Annotated in this window: 23 protein-coding genes; 16 read left to right on the top strand and 7 right to left on the bottom strand. The window is 71.2% G+C overall.

Annotation, left to right across the window (positions count from 1 at the left end; genetic code table 11):
* Nucleotides 1-3 precede the first annotated feature (3 nt).
* From ASC76_RS23235 to ASC76_RS23220, 4 genes are read left to right on the top strand one after another with little or no spacing between them, the layout of a single operon-like run.
* The gene (locus ASC76_RS23235) at nt 4-921 is read left to right on the top strand and encodes an ABC transporter permease (protein WP_056472638.1); all 918 of its coding nucleotides are present in this window, start codon (nt 4-6) and stop codon (nt 919-921) included.
* A gap of 5 nt (nt 922-926) precedes the next feature.
* On the top strand, nt 927-1,619 hold the full coding sequence (locus ASC76_RS23230; protein ID WP_056472634.1) for a cysteine hydrolase family protein: 693 nt from the start codon (nt 927-929) through the stop codon (nt 1,617-1,619).
* The gene (locus tag ASC76_RS23225) at nt 1,616-3,214 is read left to right on the top strand and encodes an ABC transporter ATP-binding protein (protein ID WP_056472632.1); all 1,599 of its coding nucleotides are present in this window, start codon (nt 1,616-1,618) and stop codon (nt 3,212-3,214) included. Before ASC76_RS23230 ends, ASC76_RS23225 begins: the two co-directional genes overlap by 4 nt.
* The gene (locus ASC76_RS23220) at nt 3,211-3,918 is read left to right on the top strand and encodes a cysteine hydrolase family protein (RefSeq protein WP_157615993.1); all 708 of its coding nucleotides are present in this window, start codon (nt 3,211-3,213) and stop codon (nt 3,916-3,918) included. Before ASC76_RS23225 ends, ASC76_RS23220 begins: the two co-directional genes overlap by 4 nt.
* On the opposite strand, the gene ASC76_RS23215 is transcribed toward ASC76_RS23220, so the two are convergent.
* Together ASC76_RS23215 and ASC76_RS23210 are read right to left on the bottom strand one after the other, a co-directional pair.
* Nucleotides 3,899-5,482, bottom strand: a complete 1,584-nt coding sequence (locus ASC76_RS23215) for a methyl-accepting chemotaxis protein (protein ID WP_056472629.1) — start codon at nt 5,480-5,482, stop codon at nt 3,899-3,901. The genes ASC76_RS23220 and ASC76_RS23215 overlap by 20 nt on opposite strands.
* 37 nt (nt 5,483-5,519) lie before the next feature.
* Entirely contained in the window at nt 5,520-6,011 is a 492-nt protein-coding gene (locus tag ASC76_RS23210) for a Cache 3/Cache 2 fusion domain-containing protein (protein WP_056472626.1), read from the bottom strand.
* A gap of 115 nt (nt 6,012-6,126) precedes the next feature.
* On the opposite strand from ASC76_RS23210, the gene ASC76_RS23205 reads away from it, so the two are divergent.
* The 4 genes from ASC76_RS23205 to pcaF all read left to right on the top strand — a co-directional run bounded on the left by ASC76_RS23205 (nt 6,127) and on the right by pcaF (nt 9,447).
* Nucleotides 6,127-6,810, top strand: a complete 684-nt coding sequence (locus ASC76_RS23205) for a dihydrofolate reductase family protein (protein WP_056472624.1) — start codon at nt 6,127-6,129, stop codon at nt 6,808-6,810.
* A gap of 61 nt (nt 6,811-6,871) precedes the next feature.
* Nucleotides 6,872-7,573 carry a 3-oxoacid CoA-transferase subunit A gene (locus ASC76_RS23200; protein ID WP_056472621.1) on the top strand — a complete coding sequence of 234 codons (702 nt, stop codon included), beginning with the start codon at nt 6,872-6,874 and terminating at the stop codon, nt 7,571-7,573.
* 10 nt (nt 7,574-7,583) lie between these two features.
* On the top strand, nt 7,584-8,219 hold the full coding sequence (locus ASC76_RS23195; RefSeq protein WP_056472618.1) for a 3-oxoacid CoA-transferase subunit B: 636 nt from the start codon (nt 7,584-7,586) through the stop codon (nt 8,217-8,219).
* A gap of 22 nt (nt 8,220-8,241) precedes the next feature.
* On the top strand, nt 8,242-9,447 hold the full coding sequence (gene pcaF, locus ASC76_RS23190) for a 3-oxoadipyl-CoA thiolase (protein ID WP_056472614.1): 1,206 nt from the start codon (nt 8,242-8,244) through the stop codon (nt 9,445-9,447).
* A 4-nt stretch (nt 9,448-9,451) separates the two neighbouring features.
* Here the strand turns inward: pcaF and ASC76_RS23185 are convergent, their stop codons facing one another.
* Entirely contained in the window at nt 9,452-9,742 is a 291-nt protein-coding gene (locus ASC76_RS23185) for a hypothetical protein (RefSeq protein ID WP_056472611.1), read from the bottom strand.
* Nucleotides 9,743-9,821: 79 nt separating this feature from the next.
* On the opposite strand from ASC76_RS23185, the gene ASC76_RS23180 reads away from it, so the two are divergent.
* Complete coding sequence (locus tag ASC76_RS23180; RefSeq protein ID WP_056472608.1) at nt 9,822-10,946, top strand: MBL fold metallo-hydrolase; 1,125 nt, start codon at nt 9,822-9,824, stop codon at nt 10,944-10,946.
* A gap of 7 nt (nt 10,947-10,953) precedes the next feature.
* Here ASC76_RS23180 and ASC76_RS23175 read toward each other — a convergent pair whose 3' ends face one another.
* The 3 genes from ASC76_RS23175 to ASC76_RS23165 form a co-directional block, all read right to left on the bottom strand.
* A complete protein-coding gene (locus tag ASC76_RS23175) occupies nt 10,954-11,481 on the bottom strand; it encodes an SRPBCC family protein (protein ID WP_056472606.1) in 528 nt (175 codons plus the stop codon).
* Complete coding sequence (locus tag ASC76_RS23170; protein ID WP_056472603.1) at nt 11,478-11,894, bottom strand: VOC family protein; 417 nt, start codon at nt 11,892-11,894, stop codon at nt 11,478-11,480. The genes ASC76_RS23175 and ASC76_RS23170 overlap by 4 nt, the downstream gene beginning before the upstream one ends.
* A 110-nt stretch (nt 11,895-12,004) precedes the next feature.
* Nucleotides 12,005-13,915, bottom strand: a complete 1,911-nt coding sequence (locus ASC76_RS23165) for a radical SAM protein (protein WP_056472599.1) — start codon at nt 13,913-13,915, stop codon at nt 12,005-12,007.
* A 211-nt stretch (nt 13,916-14,126) separates the two neighbouring features.
* Here ASC76_RS23165 and ASC76_RS23160 point away from each other — a divergent pair, with 211 nt between their 5' ends.
* The 7 genes from ASC76_RS23160 to ASC76_RS23130 all read left to right on the top strand — a co-directional run bounded on the left by ASC76_RS23160 (nt 14,127) and on the right by ASC76_RS23130 (nt 25,656).
* Entirely contained in the window at nt 14,127-14,750 is a 624-nt protein-coding gene (locus tag ASC76_RS23160) for a flavin reductase family protein (RefSeq protein ID WP_056472596.1), read from the top strand.
* Nucleotides 14,750-15,826, top strand: a complete 1,077-nt coding sequence (locus ASC76_RS23155) for a septal ring lytic transglycosylase RlpA family protein (protein ID WP_056472594.1) — start codon at nt 14,750-14,752, stop codon at nt 15,824-15,826. Before ASC76_RS23160 ends, ASC76_RS23155 begins: the two co-directional genes overlap by 1 nt.
* Nucleotides 15,827-15,940: 114 nt before the next feature.
* A complete protein-coding gene (locus ASC76_RS23150; RefSeq protein ID WP_056472591.1) occupies nt 15,941-16,363 on the top strand; it encodes a hypothetical protein in 423 nt (140 codons plus the stop codon).
* A 75-nt stretch (nt 16,364-16,438) separates the two neighbouring features.
* Nucleotides 16,439-17,998, top strand: coding sequence for a hypothetical protein (locus tag ASC76_RS23145; RefSeq protein WP_056472588.1), 1,560 nt, complete (start codon nt 16,439-16,441; stop codon nt 17,996-17,998).
* 1 nt (nt 17,999) lies between these two features.
* Nucleotides 18,000-18,599, top strand: a complete 600-nt coding sequence (locus ASC76_RS23140; RefSeq protein WP_056472586.1) for a hypothetical protein — start codon at nt 18,000-18,002, stop codon at nt 18,597-18,599.
* Nucleotides 18,600-18,666: 67 nt separating this feature from the next.
* Nucleotides 18,667-19,575: a caspase family protein gene (locus ASC76_RS23135; protein WP_056472583.1), complete on the top strand. Its 909-nt coding sequence runs from the start codon at nt 18,667-18,669 to the stop codon at nt 19,573-19,575.
* A 6-nt stretch (nt 19,576-19,581) separates the two neighbouring features.
* Entirely contained in the window at nt 19,582-25,656 is a 6,075-nt protein-coding gene (locus ASC76_RS23130; protein ID WP_056472580.1) for a CHAT domain-containing protein, read from the top strand.
* 4 nt (nt 25,657-25,660) lie between these two features.
* Here ASC76_RS23130 and ASC76_RS23125 read toward each other — a convergent pair whose 3' ends face one another.
* The gene (locus ASC76_RS23125; RefSeq protein ID WP_056472577.1) at nt 25,661-26,428 is read right to left on the bottom strand and encodes an SDR family oxidoreductase; all 768 of its coding nucleotides are present in this window, start codon (nt 26,426-26,428) and stop codon (nt 25,661-25,663) included.
* Between the last annotated feature and the right edge of the window lie 16 nt (nt 26,429-26,444).

Raw genomic sequence — 26,444 nt, 5'->3', positions numbered from 1 at the left:
GCGATGAACGACATCCTGCTGCCTTTCGTCGCGGCGATCTTGGGCGGGGCGCTGCGGGTCGGCGTGCCCTTCCTGTTCGTCAGCCTCGGCGAGTGCCTGACCGAGAAGTCCGGGCGCATCAACCTCGGCCTCGAAGGCGTGCTGGTGCTGTCGGCGATGGCCGCGTTCGGCGGCTCGTACCTGAGCGGCTCGCCGTGGATTGGCGTGCTCGTCGCGGCCGGCACGGGCGCGCTGCTCGCGCTGCTGCACGGCCTGCTGTGCTCGCTGCCGCGCGTCAACGACGTCGCCACCGGCATCGCGCTGATGCTGCTCGGCACCGGCCTGGCGTTCTACCTCGGCAAACCGCTGATCCAGCCGCAGGCGACGCAGTTGCCGGCGCTGGCGCTCGGCGCATGGAGCAGCTCGCCGCTGTTCCAGTCCGCGCTGCAGGTCAACCCGCTGCTGCCGCTCGGGCTGCTGCTCGCGCTCGCCATGTACTGGGCCTTCGCCCGGACACGCTGGGGCCTGCTGGTGCGCCTGGCGGGCGACTCGGCCAGCGCGACCAAGGCGCTGGGCTACTCGGTCAACGGCATCCGCATCGCCGCCACCGCGGCGGGCGGCGCGATCGCCGGCCTGGGTGGCGCGTCGCTGACGCTGTTCTACCCGGGCAGCTGGAACGAAGGCATCTCCAGCGGCCAGGGTCTGATCGCGGTAGCGCTGGTGATCTTCGCGCGCTGGAGCCCGCTGCGCTGCGTCGGCGCGGCGCTGCTGTTCGGTGGTGCGGGGGCGATCGGGCCGGCGCTGCAGTCGATCGGCATCAGCGCCGGCTACAACCTGTTCGCCGCGGTGCCGTACGTGCTGACGCTGGTGATCCTGGTGATCAGCTGCCGGCCCGGCAAGGTGGCGGCCGGCAGCCCCGGCGAACTGTCGTCGACGCGGTGAGCGCAATGAGCGAGACCTTCGTCGCCGCCAGTCCGTACCCGTGGCCCTTCGACGGCGACCTGCGACCGGCCAACACCGCGCTGGTCGTGATCGACATGCAGACCGACTTCTGCGGCGCCGGCGGCTACGTCGACAAGATGGGCTACGACCTGTCGCTGACCCGCGCGCCGATCGGCCCGATCAACACGCTGATGGGGCGCCTGCGCACGCTCGGCTTCCCGATCATCCACACCCGCGAAGGCCACCGCCCGGACCTCGCCGACCTGCCCGCCAACAAGCGCTGGCGCTCGCGCCGCATCGGCACCGACGGCGTGGGCATCGGCGACGCCGGCCCGTGCGGCCGCATCCTGGTGCGCGGCGAGCCGGGCTGGGAGATCATCGACGAGCTCGCGCCGCTGCCCGGCGAGATCGTGATCGACAAACCCGGCAAGGGCTCGTTCTGTGCTACGGACCTCGAGCTGATCCTGAACACGCAAGGCATCCGCAACCTGCTGCTCGCCGGCATCACCACCGACGTGTGCGTGCACACGACGATGCGCGAGGCCAACGATCGCGGCTTCGAGTGCCTGCTGCTGGACGACTGCACCGCCGCCACCGACCGCGGCAACCACGAGGCCGCGCTGAAGATGATCGAGATGCAGGGTGGCGTGTTCGGCGCGCACGCGGCGTCCGCCCATGTACTGGAGGTGCTGCGATGACGGCTCCGCTCGACCCCAAGCCCGCGCACACCGGCGCGCTGACCCTCGACACCTTCGAGCTGACCAAGCGCTTCGGCAGCTTCACCGCGATGGACGCGGTCACGATGAGCGTGGCGGCCGGTTCGGTGCACGCGCTGCTCGGCGAGAACGGTGCCGGCAAGAGCACGCTGGTCAAGTGCGTGGCCGGCTCGCAGCGGCCCGAGGGCGGCGCGATCCTGCTCGACGGGCGCGAGCACGACATCGCCACGCCGGTGGTCGCGCGCGAGCTCGGCATCGGCATGGTCTACCAGCACTTCACGCTCGCCCCGGGCATGAACGTGGCCGAGAACCTGCTGCTCGCCGGCGGCCGCACGCCGGCGCTGATCGACTGGAAGAAGGAGCGCGCCGCGCTCAACGCGTTCCTCGAGACGACGCCGTTCAAGCTCGACCTCGACGCCACACCCGCTGGCCTGGCGGCCGGCGAGAAGCAGAAGCTCGAACTGCTGAAGCAGCTGTATCTCAAGCCGCGCCTGCTGATCCTCGACGAGCCGACCTCGGTGCTGACGCCGCAGGAGGCCGACGAGGTGCTGGCCTACGTGCGCGCCGTCGCGCGGCGCGGCGAATGCACCGTGCTGATGATCACGCACAAGTTCCGCGAGGTGATGGCCTATGCCGACGAGGTGACCGTGCTGCGCCGCGGCGGGCGCGTGCACGGCGCGAAGGTCGCCGGCACGACGCCCGAGCAACTCGCGCAGGCGATGATCGGTGACTCGGCCGCGAGCGCTTCGGCGCTCGTCTCGGAAGGGAGCGCCGCGCCGCGGGCGCCGACCGCGGCCGATGCGCCGGTCGCCTTGCAGGTCGAGGGCCTGGCCGCGATGGGCGATCGCGGCACGCTGGCCGTGCAAGGGCTGACGCTGGCGGTGCGGCAGGGCGAGATCCTCGGCATCGCGGGCGTCTCGGGCAACGGGCAGCGCGAGCTGGTCGAGGCGCTCGTCGGCCAGCGACCGCGCGTGGCCGGCACGGTGCGGGTGGTCGGCGAGCCTTACCTCGGCCGGCGCAGCGAGAACCGCATCCTGCAGCTGCGTGCGCTGCCCGAGGAGCCGCTGCGCAATGCCTGCGTCGGCGAGCTCAGCGTCGCGCAGAACATGGCGCTGCGCGATTTCGACGAGGCGCCGCTGAAGCGCGGCTGGCTGCGCTTCGGCACCTGGCGCGAGCGTGCGCGCCGCTGGATCACCGAATACGGCGTCAAGACCCGCGGGGAGAACGCGCCGATCGCCAGCCTCTCGGGCGGCAACGTGCAGCGCGCGGTGCTGGCGCGCGAGCTGGCCGGCCAGATCAACGTGCTGATCGCCGCGAACCCGGTGTTCGGGCTCGACTTCGCGGCGGTCGCGGAGATCCACGCCCGCATCCTGCAGGTGCGCGCGAAGGGCGGCGCGGTGCTGCTGATCAGCGAGGACCTGGACGAGCTGCTCGAGCTCAGCGACCGCATCGCGGTGATGAGCGAGGGGCGCATCGTGTTCGAGACCGCGGCGGCCGGCGCCGATCGGCGCGTGATCGGCGCCCACATGGGCGGCGGCCATCACGAAGAACCGCAGGCGCTGCCGGAGGCCGCATGAGCGACGACGAACCGATACCGATCGCGGCCACGCCGTTCCCGTACCCGTTCGCGCCCGGCGGCAGGACGGCGCTGGTCGTCATCGACATGCAGCGCGACTTCGTCGAGCCCGGCGGCTTCGGCGCCTCGCTCGGCAACGACGTGAGCCTGCTGCACACCGCGATCGAGCCGATTGCGGCCCTGCTCGCGGCCTGGCGCGCGCGCGGCTGGCCGGTCGTGCACACGCGCGAGGCGCACCTGCCCGACCTGTCCGACTGCCCGCCCGCGAAGCGCCTGCGCGGCGCGCCGAGCCTGCGCATCGGCGAGACCGGCACGATGGGCCGGCTGCTGGTGCGCGGCGAGCCCGGCACGTCGATCATCCCGGCGCTTGCGCCGCAGCGCGGCGAGCTTGCGATCGACAAGCCCGGCAAGGGCATGTTCTGGGCCACCGGCCTGCACGAGATGCTGCAGGCGCTCGGCGTCACGCACCTGGTGTTCACCGGCGTGACGACCGAGGTCTGCGTGCAGACCTCGATGCGCGAGGCCAACGACCGCGGCTACGACTGCCTGCTCGTCGAGGACGCGACCGAGAGCTACTTCCCCGAGTTCAAGGCGGCCGCGCTCGCGATGATCGCGGCGCAGGGCGCGATCGTCGGCTGGCACACGCCCAGCGCGGCGCTGCTCGCCGCGCTGCCGGCGTCGGCCGTCAAGTCGCCTGGAGCTTGAAGACGGCGACGGCGCGCACCAGCTGCTGCGCCTGCTGCGTCATGCTCTGCGCCGCCGCGGCGCTCTGCTCGACCATCGCGGCGTTCTGCTGCGTCGCCTGGTCCATCTGCGACACGGCCTGACCGACCTGCGCGACACCGCTGCTCTGCTCGCTGCTGGCGGCGCTGATCTCGGCGACGATGTCGGTGACCCGCTTGATCGAGCCGACGATCTCGGTCATGGTCTGGCCGGCCTGGTCGACCAGTGCGGTGCCGTCGGCGACGCGCTGGACGCTCGCGTTGATCAGCCCCTTGATCTCCTTGGCGGCCTCGGCGCTGCGCTGCGCCAGGCTGCGCACTTCACCGGCGACGACCGCGAAGCCGCGGCCCTGCTCGCCGGCACGTGCGGCCTCCACGGCCGCGTTCAGCGCCAGGATGTTGGTCTGGAACGAGATGCCGTCGATCACGCCGATGATGTCGGCGATCCGGCGGCTGCTGTCGTTGATGCCCTTCATCGTCGTGACGACTTCGCCGACGACCGCACCGCCCTTGACCGCGACGGCCGACGCGCCCTGCGCCAGCTGGCTGGCCTGCTGCGCGTTCTCGGCGTTGTTGCGCACCGTCGCCGCGAGCTGGTCCATCGTCGCGGCGGTCTCCTGCAGCGCGCTGGCCTGCTGCTCGGTGCGGGTCGACAGGTCGTGGTTGCCTTGCGCGATCTGCGAGCTGGCGGTCGCGACGTTCTCGGAGCCGCGGCGCACTTCGGCCACGGCACCGGCGAGGTTGCGCTGCATGGTCTGCAGGCGCGCCATCAGGCTGTCGGTGTCGCCGGCGCGGATCGTGACTTGCGCGGTCAGGTCGCCATCGGCGACGCGGCGCGCCAGTTCGGACGCCACCGCCGGTTCGCCGCCCAGTTGGCGCAGCAGGTGGCGGGTGATGAGCCAGCTCAGCAGCACGCCGACCGCGAGCGCGCCGGCCAGCAGGCCGATCACGAGCAGGCGGGCGCGGGCATAGATCGTCGTGGCGGTCGCCGCTGCGGTGGCGCCGCCGGCGAACGCGTTCTTCGACAGGCCGTTCAACGCGCCCATCGCCTCGTCGAACGCCATGCTGGCGCCGCCATCGCTGATGTCGGCGGCGTCCTGCTGCTTCTTCTCGCGGCCGAGCGAGACGACGCGCTCGCTGAACTGCCTGTAGGCGGTCCAGCCCTTGCCGAACTTGGCGATCGCGGCGCGTTCCGTGTCGTCGCCGGGCAGGGCGGCGAAGCTCGCGAGCGTGGTCGTCACCTGCTTGGTCGCGGCACCGAGCTTCTCCTCGTATTCCGAGTGGTAGCTGGTGTCGGCGGTGCGGCTGTGCTTGATCTCGAACTCGCGCGCGTCCGCCAGCGCGATGCGCATCTCGCCCAGCAGGCCGACGCTGCGCAACCACTTCGTATCCATGGCATGGGCCTGCGCATCGACGCGGCCGAGGCCGTCGAGTGCGACGGCGCCGACGCCGGCCGTGAGCAGCAGCACGAACCCGAAGGCAGCATAGAGCTGGCGGCGGATCGGCATGCGGCCGACGTGCGCCCGCAGGCGGTGAATCATCTTCATGGGGCGGTCTCCGTCGGCGTGCGACACGTGAGGGGGATTACTTCTTGTGGCCGATGTAGCTCACGCCGACCAGCTTGCCGCCCGCATCCTTGATCGGGTTGTAGCAGGCGTCGAACGCGGTGCCGAGCACGTCGATCGGGCCGCAGTACTGGGTGCCCTTGATGACCGCTTCGTAGGCCTTGTTGCGTGCCAGCTGGGTGCCGACGCCGCGCTTGCCCTCGGGCGTGAGCACGTTGGTGCTGACGCGTACGAACTCGTCGCCGTCCTTGACGAAGACGGTCGCGGTCGCATCGTGCGCCTTGCGCACCGCGTCGACCACGTCGTAGTTGTTGTTGATCTTGCGCTCGCCGAAATAGAGCGCTGGCACGGTCTTGTCACCGGCCTTGTCGGTGCCGTCGACCTTGGCGACGCCGATCTTGGCCAGGCGCGCGTCCAGGTCGGCGATGGTCGCCTTGGGGTCGGCGGCGTGGGCGCTGCCCAGGGTGAACAGCGTGAGGGCGACAGTCGCTGCGATGGAATGGAGCTTCATGGTGGTCCTGTGCAATGGAGTGGGAAGGGGCGGCGCCCCTCGACGGCAGGGCAGTGGACCTATTTCGACACAATAAGGACAGTCTTGAACCGCGCATTTCGCGCAGGAGTTCCGCATGAGCATCGTCAAGGTCTGCTGCGTCGGCGTTTCCGTCGACGGTTTCAGCGCCGGTCCCCGGCAAAGTCTCGAGAACCCGCTGGGCGTCGGCGGGCCGGCGCTGATGGGCTGGGCGTTCCCGACCCGCACCATGCAGCAGAAGGTGTTCGGCGCAGCAGGCGGCGAGACCGGCATCGACGACGACTTCGCGGCGCGCGGCTTCGCGAACACCGGCGCGTGGATCCTCGGGCGCAACATGTTCGGCCCGGTGCGCGGGCCGTGGCCGGACGACTCGTGGCGCGGCTGGTGGGGCGACAACCCGCCGTACCACGTCCCGGCGTTCGTGCTGACGCACCATCCGAGGGCGTCGATCGAGATGGCCGGCGGCACGAGCTTCCACTTCGTCACCGACGGCATCCACGCCGCGCTGGAACGGGCCCGCGCGGCGGCCGGGACGCGCGACGTGCGCATCGGCGGCGGTGTCGCGACCATCCGCCAGTACCTGCAGGCCGGGCTGGTCGACGAAGTCCACCTCGCGCTGGCCCCGGCGCTGCTCGGCAGCGGCGAGTCGCTGCTGGGCGGGATCGACCTCACGGCGCTCGGCTACGAATGCACCGAGCACGCCGGCACGCCGAGCGCGATGCACGTGGTGCTGAGCCGGCGCGCGGCCGCCAGCGGCGCGCCGCCGCCGTCGGGCGGGTGAAGGCGGAACGGCTATTCTTGCGCTCTCGCCACAGGCCGGACGACCGGCGCGGAGCAGCTCCATGATCGACAAGCAAGTCGCGTCCGTCGCCGACGCGGTCGCCGGCACGCCGGACGGCGCCACCGTGATGATCGGCGGCTTCGGCGGCGCCGGCCAGCCGAACGAGCTGATCGACGCGCTGATCGCGCAGGGCGCGAAGGACCTGGTCATCGTCAACAACAACGCCGGCAACGGCGAGACCGGACTGGCCGCGCTGCTGAAGGCGGGCCGCGTCCGCAAGATCATCTGCTCGTTTCCGCGTCAGGCCGATTCGCAGGTGTTCGACGGCCTGTACCGCAGTGGAAAGCTCGAACTCGAACTCGTGCCGCAGGGCAACCTGGCCGAGCGCATCCGCGCGGCGGGCGCCGGCATCGGCGGCTTCTTCACGCCGACCGGCTACGGCACCGACCTCGCCAAGGGCAAGGAGACGCGCGAGATCGACGGCCGCATGTACGTGTTCGAGTCACCGATCCATGCCGACCTGGCGCTGATCAAGGCCGAGCGCGGCGACCGCTGGGGCAACCTGACCTACCGCAAGACCGCGCGCAACTTCGGGCCGATCATGGCGATGGCGGCCAGGGTCACGGTGGCCTCCGTCCACGACTTCGTCGCGCTCGGCGAACTCGACCCGGAGCACATCGTCACGCCCGGCATCTTCGTGCAGCGGGTCGTGAAGATCGCGCGCACCGCGACAGCCGCGGCCGGTTTCAAGCAGGCCGCGTGAGGGACCGACGATGAACAAGCTGAACCGTGACCAGATGGCGGCCCGCGTCGCCCGCGACATCCCCGAAGGCTCGTACGTCAACCTCGGCATCGGCCTGCCGACGCTGGTGGCCAACCACCTGCCGAAGGAACGCGAGATCTTCCTGCACAGCGAGAACGGCCTGCTCGGCATGGGCCCGGCGCCCGCGCCGGGCGAGGAAGACTACGACCTGATCAACGCCGGCAAGCAGCCGGTCACGCTGCTGCCCGGCGGCGCGTACTTCCACCACGCCGACAGCTTCGCGATGATGCGCGGCGGCCACCTCGACATCTGCGTGCTCGGCGCGTTCCAGGTCTCGGCCACCGGCGACCTCGCGAACTGGCACACCGGCGGCGCCGATGCGATCCCCGCGGTCGGCGGCGCGATGGACCTGGCGATCGGCGCCAAGCGGACCTTCGTGATGATGGAGCACCTGACCAAGCAGGGCGCGAGCAAGCTGATCGCGCAGTGCAGCTACCCCTTGACCGGCATCGGCTGCGTCAGCCGCGTCTACACCGACCTCGCGGTGATCGACGTGACGCCGCAGGGGCTCAAGGTGGTCGAGAACACCTCGGGCCTGTCGCACGACGAGTTGCAGAAGCTCAGCGGCGTGCCGCTGATCGCATGACCTTGATATCGGAGACCACCTCATGACCACCCAAGCCTTCATCTGCGACGCGATCCGCACGCCCTTCGGCCGCTACGGGGGCGCGCTCAGCTCGGTGCGCACCGACGACCTGGCGGCGATCCCGATCAAGGCGCTGATGGCCCGCAACCCGTCGGTCGACTGGGCGGCCGTCGCCGACGTGATCTACGGCTGCGCCAACCAGGCCGGCGAGGACAACCGCAACGTCGCGCGCATGGCCGCGCTGCTCGCCGGGCTGCCGCTGGACGTGGCCGGCACGACGATGAACCGCCTGTGCGGCTCGGGCATGGACGCGGTGGGCACCGCGGCGCGCGCGATCAAGGCCGGCGAGGCGCAGCTGATGATCGCCGGCGGCGTCGAGAGCATGAGCCGCGCGCCGTTCGTGATGCCCAAGGCCGAGAGCGCGTTCAGCCGCGCCAACGCGGTCTACGACACGACGATCGGCTGGCGCTTCGTCAACAAGCTGATGAAGCAGATGCACGGCGTCGACTCGATGCCCGAGACGGCCGAGAACGTCGCGACCGATTTCAGGATCGAGCGCGAGGCGCAGGACCGCATGGCGCTGGCCTCGCAGCTCAAGGCGGTGGCGGCGCAGAAGAGCGGCTTCTTCGACGCCGAGATCACGCCGGTCAGCGTGCCGCAGAAGAAGGGCGACCCGATCAGCGTGACGAAGGACGAGCACCCGCGCGAGACCTCGCTCGAAGCGCTGGCGAAGCTGAAGGGCGTCGTCCGCCCTGACGGCACCGTGACGGCCGGCAACGCGTCGGGCGTCAACGACGGTTCTTGCGCGCTGCTGCTCGCCAGCGAATCCGCCGCCGCGAAGCACGGCCTGACGTCGAAGGCGCGGGTCGTCGGCATGGCGGTGGCGGGCGTCGCGCCGCGCATCATGGGCTTCGGCCCGGCACCGGCGACGCGCAAGGTGCTCGAACTCACCGGCTTGTCGCTCGCGCAGATGGACGTGATCGAACTGAACGAGGCGTTCGCCGCGCAAGGCCTGGCGGTGCTGCGCGATCTCGGGCTCGAAGACGACGATGCGCGCGTCAACCCGAACGGCGGCGCGATCGCGCTCGGGCACCCGCTCGGCGCCAGCGGCGCGCGGCTGGTGACCACGGCGATCAACCAGCTCCACAAGATCAACGGCCGCTACGCGCTGTGCACGATGTGCATCGGCGTCGGACAGGGCATCGCGCTCGTCGTCGAGCGCGTCTGACGGGCTAGAGATCCAGCAGGTAGATGTCGGCCGAGGCGCGCTCGCGCGCGCTGTGGCTGGCCAGGGCCTGGTCCCACTCGGCGGCATCGGCGCCGTTCTGCGGCGCGAGGCCCTTGGCCATCACGGCCACCTCTTCGGTGCCCGCGTCGAACTCGGCCACCAGCGCCCGATGCTCGTCGAACAGGCGGGCGATCTGTTCGCCGCCGGCGTCGATCACGACCAGGTAGCGGGCCGGAGGGCGGTGCGCGCCGTGGCGGTGCGCACCGTGCGATTCGATTCCGAAGCCTTGTCCCATGGCTGCATCTTGCCATGCCGGGCGCGTGCGCGGCGAGCGGCGTATCGTGCGGGCTGACCTGGCACCCGCTCATCGACCCATGAAATCACTCGGCAAGAAGCCCGACGGCGCCCGCCTCGAACGCATGCGCGCGTCCCCGTTGTGGACCGGCCATTCGTTCCGCAACCAGCACCCGATCGCGCCCGGGCTGCGCGACACCGCGGCGCCCAAGCCGACGCTGAGCGAGTTCCTCTGCGGCGGCCCGCGCCGGCTGCCGAAGGCGCCGCTGCCGTCCGTGAACCCGCTCGACGGATGGCGCAAGCCGCCCGATACCGGCCTGCGCGCGACCTGGCTTGGCCACTCGACCGTGCTGATCGAGATCGACGGCCACCGCGTGCTGACCGACCCGGTCTGGGGCCCGCGCGCGTCGCCGTCGCGCATCGCCGGGCCCAAGCGCTTCCAGCCGGTGCCGATCGCGCTGCGCGCCTTGCCGCCTGTCGACCTGGTGCTGGTCTCGCACGACCACTACGACCACCTCGACTACCCGACGATCCAGGAGCTCGCGCGCATGGGCGTGCCCTTCGTCACCTCGCTCGGCGTCGGCGCGCACCTGGAGGCGTTCGGCGTCGCGCCGGAGCGCATCACCGAGCTGGACTGGTGGGAGTCGCATACCTTGCCGGGCAGCGAGCTGACGATCACCGCCGCGCCGTCGCAGCATTTCTCGGGCCGCGGGCTGAAGGACCGCAACGCGACGCTGTGGTCGTCGCTCGCGATCCGGACCGAGAAGCACTCGGTCTTCTTCAGCGGCGACACCGGTCTCACCAGCGAGTACACGACGATCCGCGAGCGACTCGGCCCGTTCGACCTGGTGATGCTCGAGGTCGGCGCGTTCCACCCCTCGTGGGGCGACATCCACCTCGGCCCCGAGAACGCGCTCGAAGCCTACAAGCTGCTCGGCGGCGGCGCGTTCCTGCCGGTGCACTGGGGCACCTTCGCGCTCGCGGTGCACGACTGGGACGCGCCCGCCGAAACGCTGCTCGCGCTGGCGCCGCAGCACGACGCGCGGCTGGTGATGCCGCGGCTCGGCGAGGCGGTCGAGCCGTCACGCGCCGAGTCCGTCACGCCGTGGTGGCGCGAGGTCGACGCACGGCCGGCTCCGAAGTCTGCGGCCACCGAGCCCGAGCCGATGACGCTGCCGAAGGCGATGCCCTGGCCGGTCGACTGACCCGTCCCTACTTCTCCGTCAACGCCTTCAGGTTCGCCAGCCCTTCCTCGAAGTCCTTGCCGATCATCTTGTCCATGTCGACGAACACCTGCATGAGCTTCGAGACGAACGGCGTCGGCCCGGTCATCGACCAGTTCACCTGCGTGGCGTCGCCCTGCGGCGTCAACATGAAGACGGTCAGGTTGTGCCCTTCGAACGGCTTGATGAAATCGAGCTGGATGCCGACCCTGCTCGCCGGTGCCGACTCGACGATCTCCATGCGTCCCGCGCCGGCCTTGCCGTTGCCTTCCCAGGCGTAGGTCGCGCCCTTGCCGGCGGGTGCGCCGCCGAGCGTGCGCTTCATCGCCGGGTCGAGCTTCTCCCAGGGCGACCACTCGGTCCAGCGGTGGAAGTCGTTCAGCACCGCGAAGATCTTCTCCGGCGGTGCCTTGATCGTGGCCGATCGCTGGACCGAGAAGGTGTCCGGCTTGGTGGTCGCGAAGATCAGCACGCCGGCGACCAGCGCGACGACGGCGAGCGCAAGGGCCTTGATCACGAACCGTCCCCGACCATCACCATCCAGCCGATGCCGAAGCGGTCGGTGAGCATGCCGAACTTCGGCGCGAAGAAGGTCTTGGTCAGCGGCATCGTCACCTGGCCGCCGTCGCCGAGCGCACCGAACACGCGCTCGGCCTCCGCTTCGTCCTTGACCGCGAGCGACAGCGAGAAGCCCTGGAACCTGGGGTGACCGGTGCAATCGTCGGCGGCCATCACCGAGTGGTCGCCGATCTTCAGCGTCATGTGCATCACCTTGTTCTCGAAGCCGGGCGGCACCATGCCCGGCGGGTGCGGATCCGGGCTGTCGCTGTAGCGCATCATGTATTCGGTCTCGGCGCCGATCGCCTTCTCGTAGAACGCGGCGGCCTCTTCGCAGCGGCCGTCGAAAAACAGGTAGGTGCCCAATTGCATGTCAAACGCTCCTCGTGGTATCGGGCCACCGCTGACCCTGCCGAGGAAGATAGCGGATGCAGGCGCTCGCGGCCAGCGCGGTCAACCCCGGGCCGGCGGCGTGGCTGACGTCACGCTGCCGCGAGCGCCAGGGCGCGAGCGATCCTGTGTCTGTGCACCTTGGTCTTGGGCAGCGGGAAGTCGAACCACTGGCGCACGTCCTCGTCGAGGCCGATCCCGTGCATGTAGTTGTAAAGCGCCTTCTTCAGCCCGACGCCGAGCGCGTCGTGATCGGTGCCGGTGGGGTCGATGAAGCCGATGTCGTTCTTCGCGAAGCTGACCGGCGGCAGGGGCTGCAGCGTCACGCCGTAGTCGGCGGGGTTCTGGCCCACCGGCGAGTGCACCGTGCAGGCGAAGCGGTGGAAGAAGCCGGACTGGATGCAGCCCGCCTCGAACAGCTGGCGCACGTACTCGAGCGCGTCGACGGTGTCCTGCACGGTCTGCGTCGGGAAGCCGTACATCAGGTACGCGTGCACCAGGATGCCGGCGTCGGAGAAGCCCTTGGTCACGCGCGCGACCTGCTCGACCGACACACCCTTCTTCATCAGGTCCAGCAAGCGGTCCGACGCCACTTCCAGCCCGCCGGAGATGGCGATGCAGCCGCTGTCCGCGAGCTGCTGGCACAGCCCGGGACTGAACGACTTCTCGAAACGGATGTTGCCCCACCACGAGATCGAGAGCTGGCGCCGCTGCAGTTCGGCGGCGAGCGTCTTCAGCGCCTTGGGCGGCGCGGCCTCGTCGACGAAGTGGAAGCCGGTCTGGCCGGTCTCCGCGACGATCGCCTCGATCCGGTCGACCAGCGTCTCGGCCGATGCGCCCTCGTAGCGCGAGATGTAGTCCAGGCTCACGTCGCAGAAGCTGCACTTCTTCCAGTAGCAGCCCTGCGCGACGGTCAGCTTGTTCCAGCGCCCGTCGGACCAGAGTCGGTGCATCGGGTTCAGCATGTCGAGCAGCGACAGGTAGCGGTCGAGCGGCAAGCCGTCCCAGGTCGGCGTGCCGACGTCCGCAAAGGCGATGTCGGGCTCGACGAGGTTGACGTAGCGCACGGCTTGCGTCTGGGCATCGCGCACGAAGGTGCGAACAAGTCGCTGCGACGAGCGCCTGCCTTGCAGATGCTCGAGCAGCGCGAGCAGCGGCCGCTCGCCGGCGTCGAGCGTGACGTAGTCGAAGTGGTCGAACACGCGCGGCTCGGTCAGCTCGCGCAGTTCGGTGTTGACGAAGCCGCCACCGAGCACGGTGACGATCGTCGGGTCGTGCGCCTTGACCGCCTGCGCGATCCGGAACGCCGCGTAGACCGAGCCCGGGAACGGCACCGAGACCAGCACGACGCGCGGCGCGTGGCGCTGCAGCGCGTCCCGTGTCAGATCGACCAGCGTGCGGTCGACCAGGTTCAACGGGGCGGCGAGCGCGGCGGCCAGCGGCTCGAAGGTCGGCTGGCTCTGCGCCAGCGATTCGGCATAGCGCACGAACTCGAAGCGCGGGTCGACCGCATCGCGCAGCACGTCGGCGATGTCGTTCAGGTAAAGCGTCGCGATGTGGCGTGCGCGGTCCTGCATGCCGAGCGCGCCGAACGCCCAGGCGAGCGGGTCCTCGCCGTCCTCGGCGATGTAGACATCGAGCGAGTCGAAACGCATTCCCTCGGGCAGGAAGGCGCGGCCGGCGATGCGGTGGCCGATCGTCGGGTCGCGGCCCTGCAGGAACGCGATCGTCGGCGTGATCGTCGCGAGATGGCGCTCGAACTGGGCCACGAACGCGTCGAGGCCCGGCGTGCGCGCGGGCAGTGCATCGATCGCCGCGCGCAACTGCTTCAGCCCGTCGACCGAGAACAGCTGCAGCACGAGCGCGAGCGCAAGATCTTCCTGCACCGCGTCGACGCCGCGCGAGCGCAGGAAGCCGGTCAGGTAGGCGGTCGACGGGTAGGGCGTGTTCAGCTGCGTCATCGGCGGGATGACCGACAGCACGCGCAGGGCGGCAATGGACATGCTCCGAGTCTGCCACGCAGGCCCCGCAAGGTCGCCGCGCGGCAGTGCAGCGTCGGCCGTTCGGTCCTGCGCACCGCTTCGAGCCGCCACGGGACGCCCGGGTTGGCCGGCGCCGCCGCGACAGGGGTTCGGCAGGAATAGTTGTCAGGCCAGCCGTCGCGCCAAACCGGGTCGCCGGGCAACGAGCCGCCACAACGCCTACAGTGCGCGCATGAGTTCCGACACCCACTTCTACGAACCGCGGCTGGGCCACGGCCTGCCGCACGACCCCTTCAACGCGATCGTCGGGCCGCGACCGATCGGCTGGATCTCGTCGATGAACGCGGCCGGTGCGCTGAACCTGGCGCCGTACAGCTTCTTCAACGCCTTCAACTACGTGCCGCCGATCGTCGGCTTCGCCAGCATCGGCGCGAAGGACACGCTGCACAACGTCCAGGCGACGCGCGAGTTCGTGTGGAACCTCGCGACCCGGCCGCTCGCCGAGCGCATGAACGCGAGCTGCGCGCCGGTGCCGCCGGAGGTGAACGAGTTCGAGCTCGCCGGCCTCACGCCGGCACCGTCGCGGTTGATCGCGGTGCCGCGCGTGGCCGAGAGCCCGGTGTCGTTCGAATGCCGGGTGACGCAGATCGTGCAGCTGCAGGGCGTGGACGGCACGCCGGTGCCGACGTGGCTGACGCTCGGCGAGGTCGTCGCGGTGCACATCGACAAGGCGCTGTTGAAGAACGGCGTCTACGACACCGCCGCGGCGCGGCCGATCCTGCGTGCGGGTGGACCGGCCGACTACTTCGAGATCGGGCCGGAGCAGCTGTTCCGGATGCGGCGCCCACCGGCGTGATGACGACGACCCTGCCGCATCGAGCCCGGTCGCGCTGGCGCGCCGTGGGCCCCTGGTGCGCGGTGCTGCTGGCGATCTGGCTGGCGGGCTGTGCCACCCGACCGGCGCCATCGCCGGGCGGCGTCCCGGCGCGGTCCGTGCTGCCGTCCGACCGCGACGGCCCGGAGGCGAATCCGCCGCCCGACCTCGCGCGTGTGCCCGATGCCGAGCCGCGCCTGGAGCCGATCCGCAGCGGCGGCCCGAACAAGCCCTACGAATTGCTCGGCAAGAGCTACGTGCCCATCACCGAGGACGCGCCGTTCACCGAACGCGGCCTGGCGTCCTGGTACGGCCGCAAGTTCCACGGCCGGCGTACCGCCAGCGGCGAGATCTACAACATGTACGCGATGACGGCGGCGCACCCGACGCTGCCGATCCCGAGTTATGCGCGCATCCGCAACCCCGCCAACGGGCGCGAGATCGTCGTGCGGATCAACGACCGCGGGCCGTTCCACTCGACCCGCATCGTCGACCTCAGCTACACCGCGGCGTTGAAGCTCGACCTGTTGCGCGGTGTCGCGCCGGTGGAGCTGCAGCGGATCACGCTCGACGACATCCGGACCGGGGCATGGCGGCGTGGTCGCGAGGGCGCACCGGTGCTGGCCGCCGACGTGCCCCCGCCGGCCGCTGCGCCCTCCCCGGGCGTCGCGGCCTCCCCGGGCGTCGCGGCCGTCGCGGCCGATGCGTCCACGCCGATGCCCGCGGTGGCCGTTCCCGACGCGGCGGTGACGCCGGTCGCGAGCACCGGACCGCTGCCGCCGGTGGCCGATGCACCGGACGCCCGCGCCTACACGGTCCCGGCGCGCGGCTTCTGGGTGCAGCTCGGCGCCTTCCGCGCCCGCGACGGGGCCGAGGGTTTCCAGCGGCGCGTCGCCGCCGAACTCGACTGGCTGTCGCCGTTGCTCGCGGTGTTCGACGACGCGTCGGTGTTCCGTCTGCAGGCCGGCCCGTACCCGCGCCGCGACGAGGCGCGCACCGTGGCCGAGCGCGTGCGCGGCGCGCTGCAGCTGGTGCCGGTCATCGTCGAGCGGCGCTGAGGCGAGCGGCGCGCGCCGTCGGACGCGACCTACCCGCAAATGCGCCACCGCCGGATTCCCGCCGCGGCGCGACACGCGAAGAATTGCGCTCATGGGATCAGAAAGCAGACCATCATGAGCGCGAGCGAACCGACGCCGTTGAGCCTGGCGATCGCCGCGGTGCACGACGTGCAGGCGGCCGCCGACGGCGCCGCCATCATCGTGACCGGGCAGGCGCGCAGCGGCGACACGCGCTCGCCGCTCGAGATCGCGATCACCACCGAACTCGCCGCCGCCGTGGCGATCTCGCTGCTGCAGACCACGGCGCGTGCGCGCCGCTCGCGAGACACGATGGAGCCGGCGCTGGAGTGCTTCGCCGTCGGCGTCGAGGACAGCTCGCAGCACCGCGACCGCGTGCGCCTGCAGTTGCTGTTCGACGGCGGCACGGTGCTGCCGGTCGAGATCCGCCGGGACGCCGGCGAGGCGCTCGCCGGCGAACTGGCCGACTGGCTCGCCCACACGCGAGACGTCGCGCCGGAGCCCGCGAAGGAGAACTGATCGCAGCGCGGCCCGGCGCGGGATTGACGCGCTGCCGGGGCCGGTCCAGGATGCGCGCGCCCTCCGCCGCGCCTCATGCTCGTCTCCACTGGCCAGATCGCGTTCATCCTGCTCGCCGCCTTGCTGCTGGCGTGCGCCAGCGCGTGGGCGCTGGCGCGCCGCTACCGCAGCGCGATGCGCCGGCTGATGAGCGCACCGGCCACCTTGGCCGTCGACGACGCGGCGCCGATCGGCGACCCGGAAGCGGCGCAGACGCGGTCGCCACCTTTCGCGGCATCGTTCGCGGACAACCGCCGCGCCGCAGCGCGGCTCACGCTGTGGCTGGGCGTGATGTCGGTGCTGATCGCCGCGAGCAGTGCGACGCTGTGGCTGCTGCTCGCCTTCCCCGGCGAACCGTTCGCACCGAAGCGCGCGGCGGTGCTGGCGCTGATGCACCTGTGGCCGGTGATCCCGGCGATCGGGCTGATGCACCGCTGGTCCTGGCCGCGGCTGCTGGGCGCGCTTGCGCTGTGGGTGCTGTTCTGCTTTGCGGTGATGCTGTGGCGCTCGATCGAGCCGCGCCCGCTCGAACTGCTGCTGGCGCTCGCGGTCGAGATCGGTCCGGGCCTGGCGATCGTCGCGCTGATCTTCGGCCACAGCGCCACGCGCGCGGCCGCCCCGTGGCTGCTGCCGCTGTTCATGCTGCTCATGTGGGTCTCCATGGCCGGGGTCGATGTGCTCGCGCTGCTGGTCGAGCGGCGCTCGCCCTGGATCGCGAGCCTGCCGGGCTGGCTCGGCGCGCCGGCGGTGATCGCGCTGTTCGCGCTGCTGCCGTGGCTGCTCGCCTGGTGGCCGGTGCAGCGGCTCGGACGCTGGCTGGCGCGGGCCTACGCGCGCAAGCAGCTGTCCGACCTGATGGTGATGTTCGGCTCGGTCTGGGCGATCTCGCAGCTGCTGCAGGCGCTGTCGGTGGCGAGCCATGCCGGCGTGGCCGGTATCGCGATGCTGCTGCCGCTGGCGTGGGTGCCGCTGGCCATGGCGATCTACGCACGTGCGCAGGCTGCGCCGGCCCACCCGCCGACCCTGCTGGTGCTGCGCGTGTTCCAGCACGACGCGCAGGTGCAGGCGCTGTTCGATCACGTCATCGAGCGCTGGCGCCTCAGCGGTCCCACCGTGCTGATCGCTGGCACCGACCTGGCCGACCGCACGCTGGACGCCGACGACCTGTTCGTGTTCCTCGACGGCGATCTCGCGTCGCGCTTCATCCGCACGCCGGCCGAGGTGCCGCTGCGCCTGGCCGCGTTCGACCCGACCCCCGACGCGGACCGCCGTTACCGCGTCAACGAGTGCTATTGCCACGACTCGACCTGGCAGCACGCGTTGCGGGCTCTGGTGCACCGCAGCGACGTGGTGCTGATGGACCTGCGCGGCTTTCAGGCCCGCAACGCCGGCTGCGTGTTCGAGCTCGAGACGCTCGCACGCGCGCCGCGCCCGTTGCGTGTCGTCGTGTTGATCGACGGCACGACCGACCGTGCCGCTGCGGCGGAGGCTGCGGCCGGTGCGCCGCCCGGGCGTTTCCACTGGGTCGAGACGCCGCTCGCCGGCGCTGCGCCGCAACGCGCGGTGCTCCCGCACCTGTTCGGAGCCGCGGCCTAGCATGTCGATCGGTGCGGTGCCACGTCAGGTGCTGCTGTTCTCGGGGCACCGCGTCGACGAGCCCGGGCGCGTGGCGCAGCGGTTGCCGCCGTCGTGCGTCGATGCGGCCGCGGCGGCGATCGCCGCCGCCCTCCAGGCGCTCGACGCCGGCCCGACCGACCTCGCGCTGACGCAAGGGGCGAACGGCGGCGATCTGCTGTTTGCCGAGGCCTGCCTCGCGCGCCGCGTGCCGCTGCAGTTGATGCTGCCCGAGCCCGAGGAGGCGTTCATCGCGCATTCGGTCGCCGGCGCAGCGGGCTCGCATCACTGGCTCGCGCGCTATCACGCGGTGCGCGCCCGGCTCGCCGAACCGCCGCGCGTCATGCCTGCCGACGCGAACACGCAGCTCGATCCGCTCGAGCGCTGCAACCTCTGGTTACTCGCTGCCGCGCTCGCGCACGGTGTACAGCGGCTACGCTTCGTGTGCCTGTGGGATGGTGCGTTGCAGGGCGATGGACCCGGCGGCACGGCGCACCTGGTGCGCGAGGTGATGCGACGGACGAATCGCATCACGTGGATCGACACGCGCGTGCTGGTCGCGGTGCCTCGCGGCGCCCCATGAACTAGGGCTTCCGGTGTCCTGGGGCGACGCCGATCATGCCGCGCACTCGTCGCCTCGGAGGCTCACCATGGTTGCCACCTCGTCCGGTTCGTCCGCTGCCGCCAAGCCGCGCGGCCTCTCGTTGAACATCGGCCTGAACGCCGTCAGCGCCGCCGCCTACGGCGGCTGGGACGGCCCGCTCGCCGCGTGCGAGTTCGATGCCAACGACATGGCCGCGATCGCGCGCAAGAAGGGCATGAAGGCCACCGTGCTGCTGACCAAGAAGGCGACGCGCGCGAACCTGCTCGCGGCGATGCGCAGCGCCGCGAAGGCGCTGAAGTCCGGCGACTTCTTCTTCCTCACCTACTCCGGCCACGGCGGCCAGGTGCCCGACACCAACAACGACGAGCCGGACAAGAAGGACGAGACCTGGTGCCTCTACGACGGCCAGCTGATCGACGACGAGCTCTATTTCGAACTCAGCCGCTTCAAGGCCGGCGTGCGCATCCTGCTGTTGTCCGACAGCTGCCACAGCGGCAGCGTCGCGCGCGAGTTGGCGCCGCCGCCGCCGCCGCCCGGCCAGCGCGTCAAGCTGATGCCCGAAAGCGTCGCGCGCCGCACCTATCAGGAGCACCAGGCGTTCTACGACAAGCTGCAGGCCGACGTCGCCGCAGCGGCGCGCAAGACCTTCACCGACCCCGACGCCGCGCTCGCGCAGGTCGGCGCCGCCGCCGAGGCGACCGCGCTGGTCGGCAAGTTCAACCCCGCCGTGATCCTGATCTCCGGCTGCCAGGACAACCAGACCTCGATGGACGGCGAGCACAACGGCGCGTTCACCGAACAGTTGCTGAAGATCTGGGACGCGGGTGCGTTCCGCGGCGACTACAACGCGTTCCACGCGCACATCCGCAGCGGCATGCCGCGCAGCCAGTCGCCGAACCTGTTCGTGCTCGGGCGGGCGGCGACCTTCCTGAAGCAGAAGCCGTTCACGGTCTGACGCGCTGTGGCCACCGACCGCACCGTCCCGATCCGTCTCGTCGGCCAGGTCGCCGATCGCGATCGCCCGCCGCTGTTGAACCGCAGCACGCGCGCTGCGGGTCGCGCCGACGACATCTTCCTGCCCGACGGCTACCTGCTTCCGCAGGCAGCATTCGACGTCGGCCCGGCGGCGCGCGACGTGGTCAACGCGGCGCCGCAGGCGCACGACGCCGCGCCCGGCGAGATCGTCGTGCTCGAACTCGCCGATGGCAGCACGCTGATCACCGGCGCCGAGCGGCTGCGCGCGTCGCTGCAGCTCACCCATCCGGAGATGATTGCCGCCGACGGCGCGATCCTGCTCGAGAAGCTGCGCGCCGACGGCGCCGCGCCGGGGCGCGGCTTCGGCGAAGCGATCGGCGGGATGATCAGCAAGGTGTTCGCGTTCGCGGTCGGCCAGGAATCCGACGCGATCATCCGCGACGCGCTGCTCGACGTGCCGAACCCGCTCGAGCTCGGCGTAACCTGGGCCGGCACCAAGGCGCTGATGGCCGCGATCGAGAAGCGGCTCGACCAGCCGCCCGGCCTGTACCGCTGGATCGGCGCGACCGGCAAGCCGACCGACCTGGAAGCGGTCGATCTGAACGACCCGCTGCTGCCGCGCCCGGCGGCCGAGCGGCCGATGCTGGTGTTCGTGCACGGCACCGCGTCGAGCACGCTCGGCAGCTTCGGCGACCTGCGCAGCGGCGACCGCGACCTGTGGGGCATGCTCGCCGGCCACTACAGCGGCGGCATCTTCGCGTTCGAGCACCGCACGCTGTCGCAAAGCCCGATCGAGAACGCGATCGATCTCGCGAAGGCGCTGCCACGCGGCGCGCAGGTCAGCCTGGTCTCGCACTCGCGCGGCGGGCTGGTCGCCGACCTGCTGTGCCTGGGCGAGTTCGACAAGCTGATCGACCACTACGCCTATGCGTTCAAGGGCACCGGCGATGCCGATCCCGAGGAAGCACGTCGTGTCATCGGCGAACTGAAGAAGGCGCACAAGGAGCAGCAGGCACAGTTGCGCGTGTTGGCCAACGTGCTCGCCGATCGCAAGATCACCGTCCAGCGCTACCTGCGCGCCGCGAGCCCCGCGGCCGGCACGCTGCTGGCGAGCGGCAACCTCGATGTCTTCCTGAGCGGCATCCTGAGCCTGATCGGCCTGGTGCCGTTCTTCTTCGGCAGCCCGATCTACTCGGCCTTCAAGCGCGTGGTCTGCGAGATCGCGAAGAACCGCACCAACGCCCACCTCGTGCCCGGCATCGAGGCGATGCTGCCCGACTCGCCGATGGCCCGCCTGCTGCGCGACGCGCCGGTGCGCGCCGGCACGCAGATGGCGGTGATCGCCGGCGACATCCAGGGCGGCAACATGCTGCGCCGGCTCGGCGTGCTGCTGACCGACTTCCTGCTGTTCGACAACGAGGACAACGACCTCGTGGTCAACACGACGTCGATGCTCGCCGGCATCGCGCCCAAGGCCGAGGCGCGCGTGCTGTTCGACCGCGGCGCGGATGTCTCGCATTTTCGCTACTTCGCCAACATCGACACCCGCGCGGCGCTGCGCGACTGGCTGATGGTGCGCGAGCCGGCGGAGCTCACCGTCTTCCGCGGCCTGCCCACGCCGAACGAGTTCGCCCAGGCGCTGGCCAATTCCGCGCCGAGTCGCGACGCGTCGGCGGCGGACCGCCCGGTCGTCGTCGTGCTGCCGGGCGTGATGGGCTCGCACCTGCAGGCCGCCGGGCGCGACCGGGTCTGGTTCGATCCGCTGGACATCGCTTCCGGCGGCCTCGCGAAGATCGCCTGGGGCGAGCCGTCGGTCGAGGCCGAATCGCTGTTCGCGATGTTCTACGGCAAGGTCTGCGAGCACCTGGCCGCGAGCCACCGCGTCGAGCCGTTCCCGTACGACTGGCGCCAGCCGCTCGACGTGCTGGCCGAACGTTTCGGCGAGTTCCTCGACCGCCTGATGAAGGAGACGCAGCAGCCGATCCGCCTGCTCGCGCACAGCATGGGCGGGCTGGTGGTGCGTGCGACGATCCACAAGCGCCGTTCGGTGATCGACGCGCTGATGGCGCGCGACGGCGCGCGCTTCGTGATGCTGGGCACGCCGAACCAGGGCGCGCACTCGATGGTCGAGAACGTGCTCGGCAAGGGCGACACGCTGCGCACGCTGGTGCGGCTCGACATGCGGCACGACATGCAGCAGGTGCTCGACATCGTCGCCGGCTTCCGCGGCGCGCTGCAGCTGCTGCCCAAGCCCGGTTTCGTCGACATGTTCCAGGGGCTGGAAGGGGGCGGCGGCCACTACGCCTACCAGCAGGCCGACACCTGGGTCGCGCTGAAGGACAAGGTCACCGATCTCTGGTTCGGCGACCACCATACCGGCACGCCGGCGCAGGACGTGCTCGACCAGGCGAGCTGGCTGTGGGCCGCCGATGGCCTGGACACGCCGAAGCTGCCGACCGAGTACGAGAGCAAGTGCATCTACGTCTTCGGCGTCGCGCCGAACACGCCCTGCGGCGTGCGCGAGGAGCCCGATGGTCGCGGCGGCGTGCGCCTCAAGATGGTCGGCACCACGCGCGGTGACGGCACCGTGAGCTGGGAGTCGGGCCGCATCGGCGGCATCGGCCGCTACTACTACCTGCCGGCGGCCCACGGCGACCTGCCGTCGACCAAGGAATACTTCGAGGCGCTGGCCGACCTGCTCAGCGCCGGCTCGACCGCACGGCTGAGCACCAGCCCGCCGGCGGTGCGCGCGATCCAGCAGCCAATGCCGATCACCTACGACGCCGGCCCGCCGACCGCCGACGACCCCGACGCGCTGCAGCGCGGCCTGATGGGCGGCTCGCGTCGCAACCGCGTGCCGCCGCGGCCGAAGCGCCGACTCGAAGTCAGCGTGCGGGCGATGGACCTGCGCTTCATCTCGCAGCCGATCATGGTCGGCCATTACGAGCGCGATCCGATCGCCGGCGCCGAATCGCTGATCGACCGCGAGCTGCTCGACAACGACCTCAGCGAGCGCTACAGCCTGGGCATGTACGCCGGTGCACGCGGCACCGCCACGGTGGTGCTGCGCGTGCCGAACGAACTGGAGCGCCGGCGCGGCAGCCTGAGCGGGGCGGTCGTCACCGGCCTCGGCTCGTACGACCGGGCACTGAGCCCGCTCGACCTGACCGACGCGGTGCGCACCGGCGCGCTGCGCTACCTGCTGCAGGTGATCGACGTGCTCGGCAACGCGCCGCGCAAGGTGCCGCTCGCCACGCTGCTGATCGGCTTCAACTCGTCGGCCAACCTGACCGTCGCCGCATCGGTCGAGGCGCTGGTGCGTGGCGTGATGCAGGCCAACGCCAAGTTCTTCGAGACCACGGGGCTGGCGATTCACATCGACCGGCTCGACATCGTCGAGCTCTACATCGACACGGCGATCAGCGCCGTCTACGCGCTGCGCAAGCTCGCGCCGCAACTCGCGACGCTCGCCACCAAGCACGGCGCGATGCTCGTGTGCCGCAGCGAGCTCACCCAAGGCGAGGGCATGCGGCTGCGCCTGTCCGACGAGCGCAGCTCGAGCTACTGGCCGCGCCTGATCATTGCCGACGCGGACCAGGGCGAGCAGGATGTCCAGCCGCCGCGGGGCGCGCCGCCGCCGCTGCTGGCGCGGATGCCGGCGCCGATTGCCGACCGGCTGCGCTTCACGTACGTGGGCCAGCGCGCGCGCTCGGAGTCGATCGCGCTGCAGCGCCAGCCCGGGCTGATCGAGCAGCTGGTCGCCGAGCAGATCCACAACCCGACCTGGAACGAGGACTTCGGTCGCATGCTGTTCCAGCTGATGGTGCCGCACGACTTCAAGGACGCGGCGCGTCAGCTCGCGCGCGTCGTGCTCGTCGTCGACGGCTGCACTGCCAACCTGCCCTGGGAGCTGATGCTGGCCGACGAGAGCGGCCGCGCCGACGACGACAAGCGCCCGCTCGCGCTGCGCACCGCGGTCGTTCGCCAGCTGACCACCGGTACCTTCCGCAACCAGGTGCGGCAGGGCATCGAGCGCCGCGCGCTAGTGATCGGCAACCCGTCGGTCGCCGGCTTCACCGACGCGTTCCCGCTGTTCGAAGGCCGGCCGACGCAGGCCCCGCCGCCGCTGGCCGGCGCGCAGGCCGAGGCCGAGGCCGTCGGCGGCGTGCTCGCGAGCATGGGCTACCAGGTCGAGACCGCCATCGGCCCCGACCAGCTGGCTGCGCGCGTGCTGACCAAGCTGTTCGCGCAGCCGTGGCGCATCCTGCACATCTCGGCGCACGGCGTGTTCGACCTGCCGCATGTCGACGGTCGCCGCCGCAGCGGCGTGCTGCTGTCGGGCGGGCTGCTGATCACCGCCGCCGAGATCGCGGCGATGGAGACGGTCCCCGATCTCGTGTTCCTGAACTGCTGCCACCTCGGCCAGATCGACAGCGGCGGCGGCCGCGGCAACCGGCTCGCGGCCAGCGTCGCGCGCGAGCTGATCGAGATCGGGGTGCGCTGCGTGATCGTCGCCGGCTGGGCCGTCAACGACGACTCGGCGCGTTTCTTCGGCCAGAGCTTCTACGAGCGCCTGCTGCTCGACCGGCTGCCGTTCGGCGAGGCCGTGTTCAAGGCGCGCGAGGCCGTCTGGCGCGAACACCCCGAGGACATCACCTGGGGCGCGTTCCAGGCCTACGGCGAGCCGAGCTGGCTGGCCGAGCCGCGTGCCGCCGACACGCCGGCCGGCGCCGGCGGCGATCCCGTCGTCTCGCCGGAGGAACTGCTCGACGAGTTGGCGCGCCGCCGCGCCGACCTGTCCCGTCGCCGCGACAAGCTCTCCGACGCCGAACGCCGCAGCCAGGCCACCGCGATCGACGTGCTGCTGCGCGAGCGCTGCCCGCCAAGCTGGCAGTACTTGCCGCAGTTGCAGTCGGCGCTCGGCCGCACCTGGTTCGAACTCGGCCAGTACGAGCTGGCGCGCGAGTGCCTGCTGCGCGCGGTGCAGGCTGTCGACACGACCGGCCTGGTGCCGATCCAGGACATCGAGAAGCTTGCCAACGTCGAGATCAAGCTCGGCGAGCAGCGCGCCGAGGCCGAGATCGTGCCCGGACGCGCCGGTGAACCGGGCGCGCATGAAGCGGCGCGTTTGATGGACGTGGCGCTGGAGCGCCTCGACGGCCTCGATGCGGTGGTGCGCAACGCCGAGCAGGCGGCCGAGGCTGCGCAGGGGGCCGGCGCTTCCGACGCCGTGCGCGCACCGGCGCTGGCGCCGCACCGCGAGCGCGCCGCGCTGCGCGGCAGCGCGCTGAAGCACAAGGCCACGTACCATGCGCGCCGGCTGCTCGCAGGGAGTCTGGACGAGGCCGCGAAGGACGCCGTGCGCCATGCGATGGAGGACTGCCTGCTGCGCGCCATCGCCGCCTACCAGAGCGGCGAGGGCAGCCCGGGCAGCGACGGCTTCAGCCCGTACCACGCGCTGAACCGGCTGGCGCTGGACGCATTGACCGATTGGGCGAGCCCGGACAACCTCGGCGCCGCGGTCGAACTGGCGCAGCAGTGCCGGCGTGCCGCCGAGCAAGGCTTCAACACCACGCCGAACCTGTGGGACGCGGTCACGCAGCCGGAGGCGCTGCTGATCGAACGCGTGCTCGACGGCCAGTTCAGCCAGTCCGGCGAGGCCGGCCGCGCGGTGTTCGAGGAGGTCGCACGCGCATATGCCGACGCGATGCTGAACATCACCGTCAAGCCATCGCAGATCGAGGCGATGGTGTCGCAGATGGAGCTGATGTCGCGGCTGTGCGATGCACTCTCGGTGCTGCGCTTCGGCGACGAGGCGCTGGCGCGCACCGCGACCCGGCTGCTCGACCTGGTGCAGCGCGTCCAGCCCGGCCGCGCGCCGCGGCGGGATCGGCCGCATGCGGCAACGGCCCATGGGCCGGCCGCGCCCGCGCCGGCGGCGAAGAAGCCCGGCGTCAAGAAAACAGCCGTGCCGAGGGCGCCCGCGAAGAAATCGCCTGTGGCGACGCCCGCTCGCAAGAAGGCGGCGGCGCCCGCCAAGCGCCCGCGGCGCGCGCGCTGATCGTTCAGCGTCCGCCGGTCACGTCGAGCACGCTGCCGGTGGTGTAGCTCGACGCGTCGGACATCAGCCAGACGATCGCCTCGGCGACCTCCTCGGCGCTGCCGGTGCGCTGCATCGGCACCATCGGCGCCATCTGCTTGGCGCGGTCGGGCGTGCCGCCGGAAGCGTGGATCTCGGTCTCGATCAGGCCCGGCCGGACCGCGTTGACGCGGATGCCTTCGGTCGCGACTTCCTTGGCCAGGCCCATCGTGAACACGTCGATCGCGCCCTTGGCCGCGGCGTAGTCGACGTACTGCCCCGGCGCGCCGAGGCGAGCCGCCGCGGACGACAGGTTGACGATGCTGCCGCCGCTGCCGCCGTGCGTGGTCGACATCCGCTTGATCGCCTCGCGCGCGCAGATGAAGCTGCCGAACACGTTGATCGAGAACATGCGCTGCAGGCGCTCCATCGTGATGGCGTCGATGCGGGTCTGCAGGTCGACGACGCCGGCGTTGTTGACGAGCGCGCCCAGGGGCGGCAGTTCGGCGTCGATCGCCGCGAACATCGCGAGCACCTGCGCCTCGTCGGCGACGTCGGCCTGCACGGCCAGCGCCGTGCCGCCGGCGTCACGGATGCGCGCGACCATCCCTTGCGCGGCGGCCGTGCCGTGGGTGTAGTTCACCGCCACGGCCCAGCCGCGCTGGGCGGCGAGCCAGCTCGTCGCGGCGCCGATGCCGCGCCCGCCGCCGGTCACGAGAACGGTGCGGGGGGCGGATGGGGAAGTCGTGGTCATGGGGTCTCCTGGTGTT

The sequence above is a fragment of the Rhizobacter sp. Root404 genome, from assembly GCF_001425865.1.
Taxonomy (GTDB): Bacteria; Pseudomonadota; Gammaproteobacteria; order Burkholderiales; family Burkholderiaceae_C; genus LMDS01.
This window is presented reverse-complemented; position numbering and strand designations above follow the sequence as displayed.

Excerpts from the sequence above, each read along its gene's own strand:
- ASC76_RS23235 (WP_056472638.1), top strand. The coding sequence starts at position 4 with ATGAACGACATCCTGCTGCCTTTCGTCGCGGCGATCTTGGGCGGGGCG.
- ASC76_RS23230 (WP_056472634.1), top strand. The coding sequence starts at position 927 with ATGAGCGAGACCTTCGTCGCCGCCAGTCCGTACCCGTGGCCCTTCGAC.
- ASC76_RS23225 (WP_056472632.1), top strand. The coding sequence starts at position 1,616 with ATGACGGCTCCGCTCGACCCCAAGCCCGCGCACACCGGCGCGCTGACC.
- ASC76_RS23220 (WP_157615993.1), top strand. The coding sequence starts at position 3,211 with ATGAGCGACGACGAACCGATACCGATCGCGGCCACGCCGTTCCCGTAC.
- ASC76_RS23215 (WP_056472629.1), bottom strand. The coding sequence starts at position 5,482 with ATGAAGATGATTCACCGCCTGCGGGCGCACGTCGGCCGCATGCCGATC.
- ASC76_RS23210 (WP_056472626.1), bottom strand. The coding sequence starts at position 6,011 with ATGAAGCTCCATTCCATCGCAGCGACTGTCGCCCTCACGCTGTTCACC.
- ASC76_RS23205 (WP_056472624.1), top strand. The coding sequence starts at position 6,127 with ATGAGCATCGTCAAGGTCTGCTGCGTCGGCGTTTCCGTCGACGGTTTC.
- ASC76_RS23200 (WP_056472621.1), top strand. The coding sequence starts at position 6,872 with ATGATCGACAAGCAAGTCGCGTCCGTCGCCGACGCGGTCGCCGGCACG.
- ASC76_RS23195 (WP_056472618.1), top strand. The coding sequence starts at position 7,584 with ATGAACAAGCTGAACCGTGACCAGATGGCGGCCCGCGTCGCCCGCGAC.
- pcaF (WP_056472614.1), top strand. The coding sequence starts at position 8,242 with ATGACCACCCAAGCCTTCATCTGCGACGCGATCCGCACGCCCTTCGGC.
- ASC76_RS23185 (WP_056472611.1), bottom strand. The coding sequence starts at position 9,742 with ATGGGACAAGGCTTCGGAATCGAATCGCACGGTGCGCACCGCCACGGC.
- ASC76_RS23180 (WP_056472608.1), top strand. The coding sequence starts at position 9,822 with ATGAAATCACTCGGCAAGAAGCCCGACGGCGCCCGCCTCGAACGCATG.
- ASC76_RS23170 (WP_056472603.1), bottom strand. The coding sequence starts at position 11,894 with ATGCAATTGGGCACCTACCTGTTTTTCGACGGCCGCTGCGAAGAGGCC.
- ASC76_RS23165 (WP_056472599.1), bottom strand. The coding sequence starts at position 13,915 with ATGTCCATTGCCGCCCTGCGCGTGCTGTCGGTCATCCCGCCGATGACG.
- ASC76_RS23160 (WP_056472596.1), top strand. The coding sequence starts at position 14,127 with ATGAGTTCCGACACCCACTTCTACGAACCGCGGCTGGGCCACGGCCTG.
- ASC76_RS23155 (WP_056472594.1), top strand. The coding sequence starts at position 14,750 with ATGACGACGACCCTGCCGCATCGAGCCCGGTCGCGCTGGCGCGCCGTG.
- ASC76_RS23150 (WP_056472591.1), top strand. The coding sequence starts at position 15,941 with ATGAGCGCGAGCGAACCGACGCCGTTGAGCCTGGCGATCGCCGCGGTG.
- ASC76_RS23145 (WP_056472588.1), top strand. The coding sequence starts at position 16,439 with ATGCTCGTCTCCACTGGCCAGATCGCGTTCATCCTGCTCGCCGCCTTG.
- ASC76_RS23140 (WP_056472586.1), top strand. The coding sequence starts at position 18,000 with ATGTCGATCGGTGCGGTGCCACGTCAGGTGCTGCTGTTCTCGGGGCAC.
- ASC76_RS23135 (WP_056472583.1), top strand. The coding sequence starts at position 18,667 with ATGGTTGCCACCTCGTCCGGTTCGTCCGCTGCCGCCAAGCCGCGCGGC.
- ASC76_RS23125 (WP_056472577.1), bottom strand. The coding sequence starts at position 26,428 with ATGACCACGACTTCCCCATCCGCCCCCCGCACCGTTCTCGTGACCGGC.